Below are 17,122 nucleotides of genomic sequence, written 5' to 3' on the forward strand. Positions count from 1 at the left end.
AAAATATGGCCGAGATTTTTGACAGGCTCGTCATTCGCTTACTTTTGGCAATTTTCGTGTGCTTCATGATTTGGGTGTATCGTTACGCCCACGTGATTTTTTACCCGACGGTGAAACGTCAGGTGCTGAAGAAAATTAATCCGGCGGAAAATCCAGCGGACGCTCTTCACCTCTTTTCTCGATTGGTGGGGATTGCGCTGATCTTCTCTTCGATTTCTTTTAACGAAGCCTCTGGTTTCTTTTTAAGTATCTTCCACTTCGCGGTTTGGGGAACCATCGCGATTGTGCTTTATCTACTTTCGCTCTTTATCATTGAGTCGATCGTGTTCTACAACTTTGATTACACAGATGAGATCCTGAAGCGCAAAAACATGTGTTATGCCTTCATTAGCTTCTGTCACGCTATCGTGATCGCGTACCTAACCAGAACCGTGATGCTTGAAGCGGAGAACTCACTGGTGATTCTCCTGGTGCTTTGGCTTTATATGCTCGTGATCGTTGGCTTCTCAGTTAAGTACTTCACTTTGATTAGCCGTCTGACTTTCAATAAGCTCATGATGCAGAAGAACCTTTCCCTGTGTTTTGCTTACGGCGGATTCACGCTGGGTGCGGGTTTTATTATCGCAAGCTGTTTTGATCAGGAACATTACGACATTACCGTTTACTGTATTCAGGTTCTCTTAAAGACCATCCTGTCGCTGATCATCTTCCCGATCTTTAAAAAGGGTCTGATGAAGATTTTCCCGGTGAAACTAGGCGAAGAGCGCGGCCATGAAGGTCTTATTGAAGAAGACCGTCAGAGCTATGGTTATGGATTCTATGAAGGTGCCGTTTTCATTGCTGGCGCAATCCTGACTACAATGATCGTGAATCGCATCCAATTCGGTACAATTTACCCATTCTTCTAGTAGGGGCACCCTCTGGTAAAATGAAAGACCAGAGGGTGTTCTTATGAGTAATAAAATTCAAAACGTTTTCTCCCAGCTTCAGCATTTTGAAGAGCATATCGGACATCTTGAGGCCCGTATTCTGGAACTAGAACAACGAATCGAACAACTTATTCAAATTGAACGTAACCACCTTATTCGTGTGAAAAATCGCGAAGAGGTTTCAGATGATTTCCTATTCCATGGCCGTCGTTATCAGGACCTCTCTCCTGAGAAGGCATGGAAGCTGTATAACAATAAAGATTTTGATTTTATCCTGATCGATATCTCGGCGGCGGACTTTGCTCCTGAGAATAAGATTCCAGAGGCCCTGCACATTCCTTGGGAAGTGTTTCCGGAAAGATTCATGGAAATCACCAGCAAGACCACGCCTATTTTCTTCATCTCAGAAGATGGTGCGACCTCAGTTCTAGCTTGTGAATTTATGGTGAAGCGCGGTTACTTCAACTGTAACAACATCTCGGGTGGTTATAGACATTGGAAGGGAAATCAGCTTTCAATCGTAAAAGAGCAAACTGCCTAGATCAGGCTGCCCTTAGTTTGATTCTCTAAAAGCTCACGATAAAGATTATCCAGCATGAGTTCAACGCGATCGAGCTCAACCTCACCTAGTTTGGTGGTGTATTGGCGTTCGAGATCATTCGTTACTTGGAGAAGGTTCAGCTTAAATTTTTCGCCGTAATCAGTGAGGAACACCAGCTGCTCACGTTTGTCCTGATCGGAGTGCGCGCGCTTGATATAGCCGCGTTTTTCGAGCTCATTGAGGTGTGAAGTCATGGTCTGCTTCTTCAGACCACACGCCTTCCCGATCATCTTGATGGATGGACCATCGTTTTCGGAAAGATACATTAGAATTTCCAGGAAGCTTGGGCGAAGATCGTTGAAGCCACGAGACTGAAGCTCTTTAATGAGCTCAATCGAGTAAACTCGATAGATTTTTTTTAGCAAACTTCCGATGTTAGCAATTCTCTTCATATAGTATGACTATCATACTATGACTCGGGTAAAACTCAAGTCTTTTGAAGAGCACGCTCTAATTCTTCTGGAAGCGGCTTTTTAGGCTGCTGACTCTTTTTATTGATCACTGGTTTGTCTTCTGAGACCCCATTCATCCACATATCGAGACGAAGGCGCTCTTTCACTGTCATGAAAGGAGAAGCGTGAGCGGCGAAGGTAATGAGAACAATGAGCGCGATAAGGTATTTCATGAGGAAGTACAGAGCAAGTTGGGTGCCAGTATTTCGAGAGAAAAATGACTAACTTTTAGACAATTTCTGAGATGAGTGTCTGGAGAATAAACACTTAAAGAACCGGCTCGAAGGCCTTGGTAATTAATTTATAGAAGCCCTTGCGAGTGCAGTGTTTAGCAGCGTCTTTGGCAGAAAGTTTTTTTACATCCACTACTTCCACCTTATCCATGAAATACTTCTGAATACGGCTATTGTGCACGCTGAGTTTTTCAGCAAGTTGTTTATCCTTCACAATCACACCATTCTCGAGATTGATGTTTTGCGAGCGTGGATCCATGTTGAAACTTCCGATGTAGGTCTTCTCGTTATCAACGACGATCGTTTTGGCATGAATGAAGTGCTTCGGTTTAAGCTCGAAGGTTTCTATTCCCATTTTCACTAGTTCTTCTTTACGAGCATCCCAGGCAACACCCATGAGATAAACGTCGTTAGACACACTTGAGTTAGAGAGAATTCTGACCTTCACTCCTCTATCCAAAGCCTTTTGAAGGGAGCCTTTGAACTCGTCAGTGAGGAGAACATAAGGGTTCATGATATCGATCGAAGTCTTGGCCTCATCGAGCATTTTTAGAATCTCACGATGTATGCCTGCTTGCTTTTTAATGTCGGGAAGATCGGCGATATATTTTACTGATTCAGGTTTTACGGTGAGCATTTTCTTTGGTGGGAGATGCTCTTCTTTTGCCTTCTTGATCCAGCTATCTACGTCTTTTGCGGCGAGATCGATTTCGGCATTCGTGACTACTGTGACGGGATTTCTGATCTCTTCTTTCATGAGGAGATTTTGGAAAGTTTGTCTCGCTTCATCAGCTGGCTTGCCTGTGACTTTTACCTCGGCACTAATGTAGTTATTAGGAGCACGACGTTTGAAGTAACTTGCAGTCATGTTACGGTCGCCGGTGATGACAGCATCTGAGCCAATGAGAGCTTTCTGGTGATTGCGATTATTGATTTCTGGAAGATGACGAATTTTTGGATTGTAGACTTTTACGTCGATGCCATTTTTGCGGAGAACTTCTACAACTGCCGAGTGATAAGTAACACCCTTTCCGATTCCATCTACGACCATGGTTACTTTCACGCCACGTCGAGCGGCATCTACTAGAAGACCGATAGTTTTTTGTCCGAAGTCATCGAGATCGAAAAGATAGGTGTTTAGATATAAAAACTTCTTCTCATTCATGATCATTTGCTCACGAACGCTTTGGGCCTGGAGGCGGTTAAGGAGTAGCGAGACTTCTTCGGCCGAAGCGGATGAGCACGCTAATAAGAGCGCGATGAGTGTCAGATGAATGTGTTTTAGACAGCTCATATGAGAATACCCATGTGGGCTTATCGGATATTCTAGGGATAAGTTTAGGTTTTCAACCCTACGAAATCATTTAATCTCAAAGTTTACTTCGACGTCGAAGTGGTTTTGGTCAAAAATTAGCCTTCTTCTATCTATCATTACAAGGAAGACGGACTTTGGTTATTTCTTCGTCCTTGCCTAGAAAATAGAGAGTGTCACAGCTATCACTGTGAAAAGCTTCTCTAAATTGTAAGGTCCTTAATCCTTTAAAATCTTCACTGACCTCAAGTTTGAAGTTTTTATCAACGACAGATAGATTCGTGGATAAAGAATATTTTCTACCTTTTTTTGTTCGAAGAACTATGGTTTCAATCCCCTCTTGATTCTGTACTGGAAGGATATAAATTGTGAAATCGAGCAAACCAGCTACACGAATTTTAGTCTTATCAAAGTTCTTAAAATAATCAAAATTGAATAAGGGATCACTCTTTTGCAGAACAACCGTCGAAACTTTCTTTGGTAATTTCATTTGCAATTTACGAGAAGAACCCGTGTAAGCAAAACCATTGATGTATCTTGCAGCAGACGCTTCATCTTTACTTATAGAATTATGTATCTTCACATCGTCAGTTAGAATTAAATGAAATCGATTCCAATAATTCGAAGAATCAAAAGGGTCATTGTATAAATATACGAAGACTTCTTTTTTAACTGTATAGACAGGATTTCGGGTGGATTGAATCTGCGTCCCTTCTCGAATGCCAATTCCCTCAAGGAATTGCGAAGGTATTTTGCGTATTCTATTTTCAGATTTTGAAGAGAGATCACCAAATACTTCGGAAGTGGGATTAAGATTACTGACATTTAAAATTTGATTATAGATCGGAAAGAAATGTTGAGAGTCTTGAGCAGCAGGAACATTCAAAAATACTTGAGACCAGGCAAAATTTGTAAAAGCACAAATTAAAAGACCCAGAATTCCTTTCAGTTGCATATTCAATCCTTGAAAACAGCTTTAGTGATAATGCTAAGTCTCCACCGGATCGCTGTACACTCAAGAAAACTTATAACCCCGCCAGCGGGATAAATCTTAAGAATTCGACGTCGAAGTGGATTTGCGTCAAAAAAAAGGGCCCCTTACGGAGCCCTTAGAATTTTTAATTGAAGAAGTTTCTGGAATTCGAAACAGACGTCGCCATCCCCACACCCACTCCGAAGGTGAGCATACTCGATCCCCCGTAACTCATTAGTGGTAATGGAATCCCCACAATCGGCAGAAGACCAGACACCATCGCCATATTAATAAACGTGTGCCAGAAGAAAATCGCCATAATCCCTACAACCAGTACAGAGTCGTAAAACCTCTGCACCGATGTCGCCAGCCAGATAAGCCTCATAAAGAATACGAGGTAGAGAATGATCAGGAAGACCGAACCAAAGAATCCGTGCTCTTCATTGAAGATCGCGAATACGAAGTCGGTATGGTTCTCAGGAAGATAGTTTAGAGATGCTTGAGAAGAGTTCTTAAAACCCTTACCAAAAAGCCTGCCTGAACCGATCGCGATCTCTGATTGAATCGCGTTGTAACCAGAACCTTTTGCATCTTCGTATGGATCGATGAACGTGTGAATACGTTTTCTCTGATACTCACGGAGACCGAAGTTATACATCAACACCCCGGACACGACTGCTATCACACCAAGAGTAGTAATGGTTCTCCACTTAAGACGCTTATAAAAAATCATAAGTGAGAAGATGAACACCAGAAGCATCCCGGTACCAAGATCGGGCTGAATGATAACCATCACCGCCGGAATACCCATAATGAGGCCCGGAACGATGAGATCTTTGAAACCAAGTTGTCTTTCAGGATTCACTTTCGTGAAATAACGAGCAAGTGCCAGCACCAGACCCATCTTCATGAACTCAGATGGCTGCATTCGAATTGGTCCAAGTACTAGCCAGCGCTGAGCACCCATCCCTACTTTACCCATCAAAAGAACCAGGAACACGAGAAACAGAGTTCCCACGTAACCTACGTATGAAAAACGCTCAAATGTTTTTGGGTTTAAGAAGCTGATTCCGATGGCCACACAAACTGACAGGAAGAACCAACCAATCTGTGACTTATATAAAGCGTCGAGTCCTGCTGCCACGTCGGCGTGAGTAGAAGAGTAAAGATTCAACACTCCAACCAGGAAGATGGCGGCCATACTTCCGATGAAGCTGAAATCATATCGCTTTAAAAATTGAATTATCGTCTGATTCAAAACAAATACTCCGTTTATTCGTCAGCAGCAGGTTCAGCTGCTGGTTTAGGCTTGGCCGGTTGGGCCGCGCGTAGAGACTTCACCCAGTTTTCTCTAATTTCTTTATCTTTCTCTAAGTTCTGAAGATAAAGATCAGGATGATATTTTTTCATGTACTGAGTGATTACCGCTTCAGCAACTGGAGTCGCAGCACTTGAACCGTGACATCCGTGCTCTACAATTACCGCCGCTGCGATCTTCGGATTATCTGCCGGAGCAAAACCTACGAATAGACCGTGGTGACGAGATTCATAATCCATGTTTTCACATTTCGCATAAACCTTGTCCGCAGAAGCACTCTTCACCTGAGAAGTACCTGTCTTACCTGCCATCAAGATACCTTGACCACGACGGTAAAATGCAGTTCCTTTCGGGCTGTTCACAACTTGGAAAAGACCTTCACGTACAAACTTCAGAGTCTTTGGGTTCTTCATTTCAAAAGAAGAAAGAAGTTCTGGAGTGAACGTCTTAACCAGTTCACCTTCTGTATCGTAGATATCTTTAACAACGTATGGACGATAGATTTTCCCGCCGTTAGCAATTGCCGCATAAGCAGTCGCTAGCTGAATCGTTGAAGCAAGAACGTAAGACTGACCGATGGCACATGATAGAGTCTCCCCTGCTTGCCACTCTTGTCCGAATCTCTTTTTCTTCCATTCTTTCGTCGGGATAAGACCATTTACTTCACGAGGAAGTGATATACCTGTTCGTGCACCAAGACCGAAGGCCTTTGAGTACTTCGCAATGACATCAATGTCCATGCGGTTGGCGGCCTTCTGGAAGTAAACGTTACAAGACTCACGAATCGCTTTTACAAGGTTCGTTGGCCCGTGACCTTCTTTCTTCCAGCAGTGATAGACCTTACGACCTAAACGGAATGAACCACCACAATTTACTTCAGTGTTCTCATCGATCTCGCCCTCTTCAAAAGCGGCGATACCAGTGATGGCCTTGAAAGTTGAACCCGGTGAAAAGTGTTCCTGAATGTTTCTGTCACGAAGGGGGTGTTCTTTGTTACCCACAAGGCTTCTCCAATACTCAGGTGTTAAACCACGAGAGAACTGAGAAGGATCAAAGCTTGGACGAGACACCATTGCCAGAACCTGACCAGAGTTAATGTCGATCGCGATCACACCACCAACTTTGTCCTGAAGAGCATTGAAAGCGGCGATCTGCATATCACGGTCGATTGTGAGTTTCACATTCATACCAGACAGGGGCTTTTCGTCTTCAATTCCTTTAAACAAGTTATCAGTGTTGATGTAACGCTTACGACGACCTCGGGCATCCACTTCCACGAACTCGTGTCCGTTTTCACCACGAAGGTATTTATCAAGTTGCTCTTCAATTCCGAACTGACCGATGAAATCACCTAGGCGGTAATCAGCATGATCACGCTCGCGAAGTTTCGGAAGTTGAGTCTGGGAAATCTCTGAGATATAGCCAAGTAAGTGAGCACCGATTTCTTTATCGCGGTATTCACGGGAAATAAATGTATCAACCGAAATGCCGGGAAGATCCGCGTTCTGAGTTTCGATTTGCGCCAACTCTCCGAACGAGATGTTCTTTTTAAGAATGATCGGACGATACTTCGCCTGGTTCGAGTTCTTCTTTAAAATGGTATTGATCGATTCAATATCCATCGAAAGCATTTTCGAAAGTTTTACCAGCGTCTCTTCTTTCTCCATCAAAAACTGCGGAGTCAGAATCGCATCGAAACGAGGGATGTTATCCACAAGTAACTGATCATCTCGAGAATAGATAAGACCTCTTGGGGCCCACACTACTTCTTTACGAAGACGGTTTTGAATTGAATAGTTGTGAAGTGTCTCACCCTTATAGACCTGAAGGTACCATAAGCGCGCAAGCACCAAACCAAACGCGGCCGTGATGATGTATGACATCAGCGCCGCTCGTTCCTTATGTATTTTGACCAGTTCTTCTTCACCGAACATAACTAGATTTCAACTCCTGCCGGACCGCGATCACTTGGAACACGCCATACTTGCTCCAGAACCCAGAAAAGGATCGGAGAAATGAGGGAAAGAAGAATACTTCCTGGAATGAAACTCCAAAGAATCATTCCGAACTTATCGAAGTTAGAGATTTTAAGACAGATGATTAAAGTCACAGTCAGGTACCAAACGAATTGGAAAAACTGCACAGTTACCATCGTCATTACTGCATTCGTTAAATGCAAAAGCTCTTTTAAGTAATTGGCCGACATCATCACGATAAGACCAGCAAGTGTTCCCAATGCCCAACCTTCAATTGAGAAGATTGAGTGAACCATTTGAAGACCCATGATCATCCACGGCACTGCCGGAGAATTTAAACGGATCGCAAGGAACAGAATAAACAGAACGTTAAAAGTCAGGCGATATTCAGTCCAACCAAGGGCCGGAAGAATTGTCGACGTTACAATTTCAAAACCAATAAGCATCGCAACTGAAATTGCGAAAGAAATGATTAATTGAGAGATACTCATTCTCATATTTTCTTCTCCTGTGCTGGAGCCGCTACTTGAGCAGGGGCCGCCGTAGGTTCAACACTCGCTTGAACACCTTCAACCGGAGTCAGCACTAGAACTTCTTCTAATTTATCGAAATCAACACTTGGAACGACTTCAATTGAAAGAGTCATACCGAAGTTTTCTTTAGCAATGCTTGTGATCATCCCAACTTTGATGCCTTTAGGATAAATCCCACCCACACCTGCAGTGATGAGCTTATCGCCCACTTCAACCTGCTCGTTTCTCATGATGTACTTAAGCGCACACTTGAAGTTAAGAACGCCTTCAATGATTCCGTGAGTACGAGTTCTTTCAACCACAACATCCACACGGTTGTTCTGATCGAGAATCGTAAGAACATCAGCATAGTTATCAGTCGCGCGATAAACGTAACCAACCAGACCATGGTCAGTAATAACCGGTGACATTGGCTTGATACCGTGACGAGTACCTTTGTTCAGACGAATAACTTTAAATTCATTGGCAGAGTCCCAACCAACAACTTGCGCCAGTACGCGAGTGTGTTCTTTCTCATCAGAGAAATTCAACAAACGCTTAAGACGAAGATTCTCTTTACGCATCTCTTCCATGAAAGTCAGATCACTTTCGAGACGAGAAATTTGTTTCTTAAGAACTGTGTTCTCTTTGCTGGTGTTCACGATCGACAGGTAGTTGTCCCAAAGCGAAGAAAGGTTTTTCTTCGAGCTCGCGAGACCTTCCTGCACCGGAGAAATGACTTCCGTTACGATCTGATGAAAGAGTGAAGGCTCACTGAGGTTGAATTGTTTTTGCGAAATGCCATAAATCGCAAGAACACCCACAATGAGATTATTGACAATTTTAGTCTTTGAAGACTCTTGGATTAGTTTCAAGCTACAGACCTCTATTTAAACTTATCCAATAAGAGTAAACGAAATCGGTGCCCGATGCCAATGAAGTTTCAAGATAAAGTCTTTGACCATACCCGCCCTTCCCCGATAAAATAACTTGCATTTATTACGTTCAAAGGAACCCCATGAAAAACGCATTTGCGAGCAAGATGTCTTATTTTATTTTGACGTTCATTTTCCTGATCATCACAGCGAGCTTTTTGTTCTCTAACTTCTCAAATTTCTCTCTGGGAACATCATCGAATGTAGCAACTGTCGATGGCACTCCGATTTCGATCAAGGAATACCAGACGGCACTTACTCGTCAGGTTGAATTCTTTAATCAGATGATGGGTGGACAAGGTCTTACTCAAAAACAACTTGAAGAAATGGGCATCAAGCAATCTGTGCTAAATGGTCTGATTCAGCAAAAACTTATCCTGAACACGGCCGACCAAATGGGATTCGTTGTGTCATTGGATGAAGTGAAGAACGAGATCAAGTCTATGCCTTACTTCAAAACCAATAACCAATTCGACGTTAACCTTTATAGAAACATGCTGCAGGGCAATGGTTACGTTCCAACTCAGTTCGAAGAACTAGTAGGAAATGACTTAAAGCAAAAGAAAGTTGATGAGCTTTTCAACTCTACTCTTGTTTCAGAGAACTTCGTTCAAGACGTGATGAAATTCAAAGGCAACATCGTAACTGTTCAAGGGATCAAAGTTGGCCGTCAGGCACTTGCTCCGATGGTTACGGTTTCTGAACAAGAAATCAAAGACTACCTAGCTAAGCCAGAAAATCAAAAGTCTTTGGAAACTGCTTATACTGAAAACTTCTCTAAATATAACAAGCCAGAAGAAGTTAAAGCTCGTCACATCCTGATCCAGGGTGAAGATGCTAAAGCTCTTGAGAAAATTAAGGCCATCAAAGCGAAAGTTAACGCTAAGAACTTTGGTGATATCGCTAAGAAAGAAACTGAAGATCCAACTGGTAAAGCTAACGGTGGTGACCTTGGATGGTTCGCTGCTGGCCGTATGGTTCCAGAATTCGAAGCTGTAGCTTTCAAAATGAATAAAGGTGAAATCTCTGAGCCAGTAAAAACTCAGTTCGGTTACCACATCATCATGGTGGAAGATAAGAAGGCCGCTGAAACAAAATCTCTTGATTCTGTGAAGAACGAACTTGCTCAGATGGCCCTTCAAAAAACTAAGGGTTCTGACCTGGATAAACTTCTTAAAACAACTTCTGAGAACCTAGAAGCTGCTCTAAACAAAGGCGATATCGCCGCAGTTGAGGCCGTAGCTAAGAAAGTTGATGGTACAGTTTTCAAGAACACAGAAGTTAACCAGTATGATCAATCGCTTGCTCAAACGACTTTAGCTCCGGCCGAAGCTGACCAGATTTTCAAGGCCGCTCCAGGAACTATCCTGAATTTCGGTAACCCAGGGACCATCTTCCTGGTAAAAGTGGTTTCAAAAGACTCTAAGGGCGCGGAAGTTCCAGCAGAAAAGCTAAAAGCTGAAGTTGGTTCTCAAAATCAACTATTCTCGAGAAAAGTCCGTGAGGAATTGCTCAAAACTATGAATAACAAAGCAAAGGTTGTCACAAACCCGTCTTTGTTGTAATTTAGGGTCCTCAAAAGAGGACATTATGGCAGATAAAAACGCACGCTTTAAAGACAATATTCCTGGTAAATACTACGTGGATGATTCTTGTATTGCGTGCGACGCCTGCTGTGTTGAAGCTCCCAAGTTCTTCGCCATGAACGATAATGATGGCCACGCCTACGTTAAACTCCAGCCTACAACTCCGGAAGACATGAAAGACGCTGAAAATGCTCTTGCTGCCTGTCCGGTTGAGGCGATTGGGAATAACGGTTAATTAACCCTCTCCATATCACAGTAAAAACCATAGCTGAGATTTTCCCAGTAATAGTGACTGGCGTCCTTTGATGTAATTCTAATCGCACCATCCGTGCAGACTTCCCCATCACAGGCATATTGATAAGGGCCTTGGCCATTGCAGTAGCCTTCATAAGTGACTTTTAAAATTGTGATCTGACCGTGCTGAGTGACTCTGACCTTTTGGTCACAGATGCTGTCGTTATTGCCATTCAAGCAATGGTAAAGCCCGTTAGTTGGAAGTGATGATGCAAAGGCAGAAAGAGAAAGAAGTACAAAAAGAAGTATTGGCATAATTTCCCCTGATCTCATTAATCTTACCGGGGAAATAAAAAAGGGCAACCTTTCGGCTGCCCTCTCTGGAGTATAGAGAAAACTAGGAGTTATATCTAAGAGTTAGTTATTAGCTATTATCTCTTAATGTTAAGCACTTCTTGTAACATCTGGTCAGATGTAGTGATTGTTCTTGTGTTCGCTTGGAAGTTACGTTGAGCACCCATTAGAGCGATGAACTCTTGAGCGATATCTACGTTAGACTGTTCAATCGATTTTGCAAGAACTTCACCGCGACCATCAGCACCCGGCTTACCAAGAGCGGCCTGGCCTGATTTACGAGTTTCTTTGAAAAGGTTCTTACCAGTTTTGAATAGACCTTCGTTGTTTTCGAATTTTGCAACAGCAACCTGACCAAGTTCACGTTGAACACCGTTATCGTATACCGCTGTAAGAACACCATCATCATTGAACGACATTGAAGCAAGTGTCGCAGCAGATGCACCATCTTGAGAGTGACGAGCAACAGATGACTTAGAACCGAACTGAGTAGCAGCATCAAGACCAGTACCGCCTTCTTTAAGAGAAGAACCGAAGTTAAGGGCGATTTGCTGGTTAGCTTGAGCACCTTTATTGAAGTTGAAAGAGTTCATCCCTGGAATTTCTTCTTCAAGAAGACCTTTCTGGTTAAAGCGAAGTTTACCGTTCGCCATTTCCTGCATTTGTCCTGGAACACCGTTTTGAGCGTCAGCACCGTCAACCATTGCATGGTATTCCCATGTAGCGCCATCAGCTTGCTTGTTGAAGTAAAGAGTAACTAGACGAGCAGTACCAACTGAATCGTAAACAGTTACTGAAGTATTGAAGTTAGAAGTCTTGTCCGGATTCTTTGGATCGAAAACTTTAACACCGTCGCGTGAATCAAGGTTCATCGACATTTTAATTTCTGAAGTTGGAGTAGCAGCGATGTTAGTATTACCTAGTTTGATCGCGCCTTGTTTGTTTGTGATGTTACCTTTTTCGTCCGGCTGGAAACCTTGAACTTTGTAACCATCACCGTTGATCATGTAACCTTCTTTATCGAAGTGGAAGGCACCGTCACGTGTATAACCTTTACCGAATGGTGCATCTACTACGAAGAAGCCGTTACCATTGATTGCAAGGTCAGTAATGTTTTGAGTACGAGCAACTGTACCCTGAGTAAATTGAGAAGTGATGTGAGCTAGTTTTGTACCTGAACCCATTTGGTCACCGCCATCGATCCCTTTAAGAGAGTTGGCAAGCATGTCTTGGAATTCAGCGCGAGAAGATTTGAAACCGTGAGTACCAGCGTTGGCAATGTTATCACCGATAACACCCATTGATTGACCAGCAGCATTTAGACCTGTAACACCGATGTTAAAAGACGAAAGAATACTCATACCTGTCCCTCCTAGAACCGTGGCGAGGGGTTTCGAGCACGACGGGCTCTCTACCAATGGCTTCCAGAAAAGGACCAGCCAACCTCAATCCAAATTAATATTATAACTACCTATGTTTCTCGACTCACTCCTAAGTCGATTTACATCATAAATATCGTCGAATCGATTTTAGTAAAAACGTTTTCGTTCATGTTGTTCTTGTCTACGGCCGTTACAACCGTGTTCTTGTCCACATCAACGACGTAAGCGGCCTTGTTTGTAATCACGAGTGAATCGTGACCGCCCTTCGTACGTAACTTACTGATCGCTTCTTTAAGCTTCATGTACTCATTTCCATCAAGCTCTATATTTCTCTCCTGCAATCTTTTCATTGCATGAGTTGAAACATTCACATCATGACCAACTTGCTTTTCAGTGACCTGCGGTTGACGAAGGTCTTGCTGAGACAGTTGATCTACTAAACCTTTGAACTCGCTCTTCTCACCCTGTTTTAGCGCGTTCGTTTTCTCTGCCTTCTGAACATCAGAAGGTAACGACGAAACGTTAGGGATTAAGAATGAATTCACCTTACTCATTAATCGTAAATTCCTGTGTTCTCACCGTAAGCGTTCATCGCTTGTTGTGTTGGAACACTTTTCGCATTTGCTGCGTTATTAAATTGTATCGAACCATCATGCCCCGACAAGCCGGAATTTGTTGCCTGTGCTGCATTACTATTCGAGAAATGAGTCTGAGTTTCAGCAGTGTGAAAGCTCTTCACGTCTCTCAAAAATACTTTTTGTCCATTCACTGTAAGAACAGGTTCACCTTCATCAAATGTTACTGACTGAACAGTACCAGTTGCTTCAGTTCTTGTTCCTACTTCATTACCCATGTGATCCCAAGCTTTCACTTGAGCATGGTAAGTTCCTTTCACAGCTGGAGAACCGTCAAGCGCTACTCCGTCCCACGTTACTTGATGTGATCCACCAGACATACCGTCCTTCCAGATCTCACCCATTACGTTGTTTTTCTCATCGAGAATTCTCACCATAACTTTGGCAGAATCACCGTCGAGTTTAAAAAGAACATCACCTGGATCACCAGATTCTTTCAAATTAATTGATGAACCATTCGTAACAACTTTCTTACCAATGAAAGAAGCGGCATAGAACTTATCTTGAATGCCCTGGTTCTTGTTCCCTTCATCAAACTTCTTGTTCAAGTTTGTTAACTGCTCTAGTTGCGAGAACTGAGCAAGTTCACCCGTGAACTTACTTTGATCCATTGGATTCATTGGATCTTGGTTTTGAAGCTGGAAAGTTAAAAGCTTCATGAACTCATCTTTACCCATTTGGTTATGTGGGCCCTCTTTGAACAATTCGTTCTTGGGCTTATAACCAGTGGCCTTATTGATGATGTCTTCACGAATCTGTTTCTCAGACTTTTGACCACCAAGGCTCTTAGGGCCCATAGTGACCTGCTGATACTGCTGCTGTTGTGGAGTTATTGGACGTCCAATTTCAGGCATTAGGCTGCTTCCTGGTTAAGAAGTTTCCAGAGGTCCTGACGACGCTCAGACTCATGTCGGCGCTGATTTTGTTCAGAGCCAAACTGTTTATCCGCCCCACTCTGGTTTCTGCCAGATTGAGAGCCGAAATCAAAATCGTTCTTCGCTGTCTGTGTTGGAGTTTCCACTTTCAGGTCAGTAACGTTAAGACCCGCAGTTGTTAAGTGCGAGAAAAGATCTTTTGAGTTTTGCTGGAAGAAGTTCTTACCATCAACTGAGTGAGTACCGATGTTAACGGCAATTGACTCATGATTTACGCCGGCCTTAGAAACAGTGATGTCGATCATCCCTAGTTCCTCATGGTTCACGCGCATATTAACTGTTGGTTCTTTTGCGGCCCTGGCCTGAACCACGTAATCAGTGATTTGATTGATGATCTGATCAGGGTTAGAAGTCTTCACCTGATTCATATCAAAAACTTTCGGAGCCGCTTGTGTCTCATTTAATTGAGGAGCACCCTGCTGCTCGTTCATCATGTTAAGAATGAACTGTTGAGAATTTACTGAAGAAGAGCCGCTGCCTTCAAGAGCAGCTGTATCTTTCACAACCTGAGTCTGTTTAAGACCAGATTCTAAAGCAACTTTCTGATGCTGAGCTGGAAGCGTCTTCATGCCGTAAGCATTTGGGGCCGATTTCTTCGTTGCAAGATTTTTTTGAGCAACGAAATCTTCCATATTCATTAACTGAGGATCAACTTCGCTCTTTGCGAAATCAATCGCTGGTGCACGACCTGTGGTCTTGCCTTCAGCAACTTGTGGAGTCTTAAGCATCGCCTTGGCGATTTCTTCTTTAACTTCTTTAACTTCCACTGCTTCCTGAAGCTGGGCCTCTACTGGAACTTCAACTGTGCTCGCTTGAACAAGTTTAAGAACATCAGCATCAAGCTTTTGAACTTCTGGAGTTACTTCTGAATTTTTTGGATGATTTAATTTCTCCACACCTTTGGTCATTGCTGGATCAAAGATTTTTGGAGAAGTCGATTCGACTGAGCCAGTTGGATTGATTAATGAAGAAGGCATTTCAAGCATCTGTTCTGCCGATACTTCCACCGGCTTCACTTCTGCAGAGTCTGCCATGCTCGCCTCTAACTCATTAGCGAAGACCTGGCCCTCTAATGTGCCTTCAGCAACATTAGCGCCCTTCTGCGCTTTATTCGATACATCAGCCCTCTGAGCTTTTGTTTCGATTGGTTTAGATTGTGGAGCCTGAATCATTTCATTCCCTAATAAGTGGTCCTATGAGAATTATTCCACATTTCTTCCATGTTTTTGAAGCCGGGCAATATATTCCAAAACCTTTAGGGGAAATATTAAAACGGCAAATATTGCCCTCTCTAGAGTGAAAAACTGGCAAGGGATGCCTATTTGTTTAGGATTTCAGCTTATTTCAGGATCATTTTGATCTCGGTATATTCGCCATAGACCGAATCAAAGGTGATGGTTCCACAGTTTTTTTCCACAAAGATGTTCGCCAGATAAATTCCAAGACCCGTGCTTTTTCCTCTGGGCTTAGAGCTAACAAAGGGTCTACCTAGACGAGGCTTGATGTCTTCGGGAATTCCTACTCCGTTATCTCGAATAATGAGAGTGGGATGATCTTCAAAACTATGAGTTGTGATTGAAAGCTTAGGAACGTAACCCGGAGGAGACTTTTGTTTCTTCTCGAGGAGAGCGTAGAGTGAGTTATCAAAGAAAATTTCCAGTGCCTTCTCGAATGCTTCGAGAGAAGAAAGTTTCACAAAAATAGAGTCATAATTTTTAACAAACTCAATCGAGGTGATGAAATCATATTCTTCAAAACGATGAAGTGAATTATTGAGACATGAATCCGCTACTTCAGGCAAATCATAAGACACATTATGAGTGTGGAGTTCACCGGTTCTGGCCTGTTTTAAGAGTGTATCGAGAGATTGATTAGCAATCAGAAGTTGCTTAGAAAGAAGGTCACTCGCCTTCTTAATTTTCTCAAAGGCGCGGGCGGTGTGCTGATCAATGTGTTTGGTCTCATTGAAGTATTTATCGATCGTATTCACAATGATTTCAGAAGATCCGTGAATAAGATTAAATGGATTTTTTAACTCATGGGCAACACCCATGGTAACCATCCCGAGATTGGCGAGCTTCTCCTGATTACGAAGTTCTCTTTCGGCCTCGACTAATTTGAAAGTTCTGACTTGAATCTCAGACTCAAGCATCTCGTTGAGTGCCTTTTGCTTTTCTTCAGCGTCTACTCGGAAATATTCAAGAGCAATTCGGCTGCCGAAGAATTCAAGAATGGAAGAGATGCGATCCTTGGCCCCGTCACTGATGACCTTGGTGTCCATCGCCACGATGAGGCCAGTGAGACCCTTATCCTTTTTGATAATAGGTGCTCCAATATAACCGTGGATACCCATCTCCGCCAAAAGTGGATCGTTCGGATAAGAGGCGGCGACATCATCTGTGTGGACACAAACGCGATTACCTGTGATCACATATTCGCAAGGTGAACCCGCCAGATCATATTCAAAATTAGGAATAATGCCCTTAGTGCGACTCCAGGCCACATCGGTCTTGATGCGATAGAGATTCTCGTCTGTAGAGCGACCAACCAGGACATACTCAACATCCAGGGCCTCACCAATCTTTGCAGTGACCGTGGCGAGATAATCAAATCCCAGGACCGTTTGATCTGTCTTGGAAATGTCCCTCAGGAGGCCCAGAATTTCGGAGTCATTATTCGAATTCATAGGTGCATTGTCTCAAAGGACATTGGCCTATGACAAGGACGAGCGCCGTGTCTATGCGGAGATAAAAAC

18 protein-coding genes are annotated in these 17,122 nt (G+C 43.1%); 4 read left to right on the top strand and 14 right to left on the bottom strand.

The window, feature by feature from the left end:
- Positions 1-5: 5 nt before the first annotated feature.
- Positions 6-908: a DUF350 domain-containing protein gene (locus tag SOO65_RS19565; RefSeq protein ID WP_321394577.1), complete on the top strand. Its 903-nt coding sequence runs from the start codon at positions 6-8 to the stop codon at positions 906-908.
- A 43-nt stretch (positions 909-951) separates the two neighbouring features.
- The gene (locus tag SOO65_RS19570) at positions 952-1,470 is read left to right on the top strand and encodes a rhodanese-like domain-containing protein (protein WP_321394581.1); all 519 of its coding nucleotides are present in this window, start codon (positions 952-954) and stop codon (positions 1,468-1,470) included.
- Here SOO65_RS19570 and SOO65_RS19575 read toward each other — a convergent pair.
- The 8 genes from SOO65_RS19575 to mreC form a co-directional block, all read right to left on the bottom strand.
- Positions 1,467-1,922, bottom strand: coding sequence for a MarR family winged helix-turn-helix transcriptional regulator (locus SOO65_RS19575; protein WP_321394584.1), 456 nt, complete (start codon positions 1,920-1,922; stop codon positions 1,467-1,469). The two genes, SOO65_RS19570 and SOO65_RS19575, sit on opposite strands and share 4 nt — an antisense overlap.
- Before the next feature lie 35 nt (positions 1,923-1,957).
- Complete coding sequence (locus SOO65_RS19580; RefSeq protein WP_321394586.1) at positions 1,958-2,155, bottom strand: hypothetical protein; 198 nt, start codon at positions 2,153-2,155, stop codon at positions 1,958-1,960.
- A gap of 94 nt (positions 2,156-2,249) precedes the next feature.
- On the bottom strand, positions 2,250-3,509 hold the full coding sequence (locus SOO65_RS19585; protein WP_321394589.1) for a phospholipase D-like domain-containing protein: 1,260 nt from the start codon (positions 3,507-3,509) through the stop codon (positions 2,250-2,252).
- Positions 3,510-3,636: 127 nt separating this feature from the next.
- Complete coding sequence (locus SOO65_RS19590; protein WP_321394592.1) at positions 3,637-4,482, bottom strand: hypothetical protein; 846 nt, start codon at positions 4,480-4,482, stop codon at positions 3,637-3,639.
- 163 nt (positions 4,483-4,645) lie between these two features.
- Entirely contained in the window at positions 4,646-5,758 is a 1,113-nt protein-coding gene (gene rodA / locus SOO65_RS19595) for a rod shape-determining protein RodA (RefSeq protein ID WP_321394594.1), read from the bottom strand.
- A 14-nt stretch (positions 5,759-5,772) separates the two neighbouring features.
- Entirely contained in the window at positions 5,773-7,752 is a 1,980-nt protein-coding gene (gene mrdA, locus SOO65_RS19600; protein ID WP_321394597.1) for a penicillin-binding protein 2, read from the bottom strand.
- A gap of 2 nt (positions 7,753-7,754) precedes the next feature.
- Positions 7,755-8,291, bottom strand: a complete 537-nt coding sequence (locus SOO65_RS19605) for a hypothetical protein (RefSeq protein WP_321394600.1) — start codon at positions 8,289-8,291, stop codon at positions 7,755-7,757.
- Positions 8,288-9,181 carry a rod shape-determining protein MreC gene (gene mreC, locus SOO65_RS19610; protein ID WP_321394603.1) on the bottom strand — a complete coding sequence of 298 codons (894 nt, stop codon included), beginning with the start codon at positions 9,179-9,181 and terminating at the stop codon, positions 8,288-8,290. The genes SOO65_RS19605 and mreC overlap by 4 nt, the downstream gene beginning before the upstream one ends.
- A 143-nt stretch (positions 9,182-9,324) precedes the next feature.
- On the opposite strand from mreC, the gene SOO65_RS19615 reads away from it, so the two are divergent.
- Both SOO65_RS19615 and SOO65_RS19620 read left to right on the top strand, forming a co-directional pair.
- Positions 9,325-10,806, top strand: a complete 1,482-nt coding sequence (locus SOO65_RS19615; protein ID WP_321394606.1) for a peptidylprolyl isomerase — start codon at positions 9,325-9,327, stop codon at positions 10,804-10,806.
- 25 nt (positions 10,807-10,831) lie between these two features.
- A complete protein-coding gene (locus SOO65_RS19620; protein WP_321394609.1) occupies positions 10,832-11,062 on the top strand; it encodes a ferredoxin in 231 nt (76 codons plus the stop codon).
- On the opposite strand, the gene SOO65_RS19625 is transcribed toward SOO65_RS19620, so the two are convergent.
- The 6 genes from SOO65_RS19625 to SOO65_RS19650 form a co-directional block, all read right to left on the bottom strand.
- A complete protein-coding gene (locus SOO65_RS19625) occupies positions 11,059-11,376 on the bottom strand; it encodes a hypothetical protein (RefSeq protein ID WP_321394612.1) in 318 nt (105 codons plus the stop codon). The two genes, SOO65_RS19620 and SOO65_RS19625, sit on opposite strands and share 4 nt — an antisense overlap.
- Before the next feature lie 116 nt (positions 11,377-11,492).
- Complete coding sequence (locus tag SOO65_RS19630) at positions 11,493-12,776, bottom strand: flagellar hook protein FlgE (RefSeq protein WP_321394615.1); 1,284 nt, start codon at positions 12,774-12,776, stop codon at positions 11,493-11,495.
- 140 nt (positions 12,777-12,916) lie between these two features.
- Complete coding sequence (locus SOO65_RS19635; RefSeq protein WP_321394617.1) at positions 12,917-13,351, bottom strand: TIGR02530 family flagellar biosynthesis protein; 435 nt, start codon at positions 13,349-13,351, stop codon at positions 12,917-12,919.
- A complete protein-coding gene (locus SOO65_RS19640) occupies positions 13,351-14,286 on the bottom strand; it encodes a flagellar hook assembly protein FlgD (protein WP_321394621.1) in 936 nt (311 codons plus the stop codon). Before SOO65_RS19640 ends, SOO65_RS19635 begins: the two co-directional genes overlap by 1 nt.
- Positions 14,286-15,539 carry a hypothetical protein gene (locus SOO65_RS19645; protein WP_321394624.1) on the bottom strand — a complete coding sequence of 418 codons (1,254 nt, stop codon included), beginning with the start codon at positions 15,537-15,539 and terminating at the stop codon, positions 14,286-14,288. Before SOO65_RS19645 ends, SOO65_RS19640 begins: the two co-directional genes overlap by 1 nt.
- A gap of 167 nt (positions 15,540-15,706) precedes the next feature.
- Complete coding sequence (locus SOO65_RS19650; RefSeq protein WP_321394627.1) at positions 15,707-17,053, bottom strand: GAF domain-containing sensor histidine kinase; 1,347 nt, start codon at positions 17,051-17,053, stop codon at positions 15,707-15,709.
- Positions 17,054-17,122 lie beyond the last annotated feature (69 nt).

Origin of the sequence: Peredibacter starrii, assembly GCF_034259205.1 — a bacterium.
Lineage (GTDB): Bacteria > Bdellovibrionota > Bacteriovoracia > Bacteriovoracales > Bacteriovoracaceae > Peredibacter > Peredibacter starrii.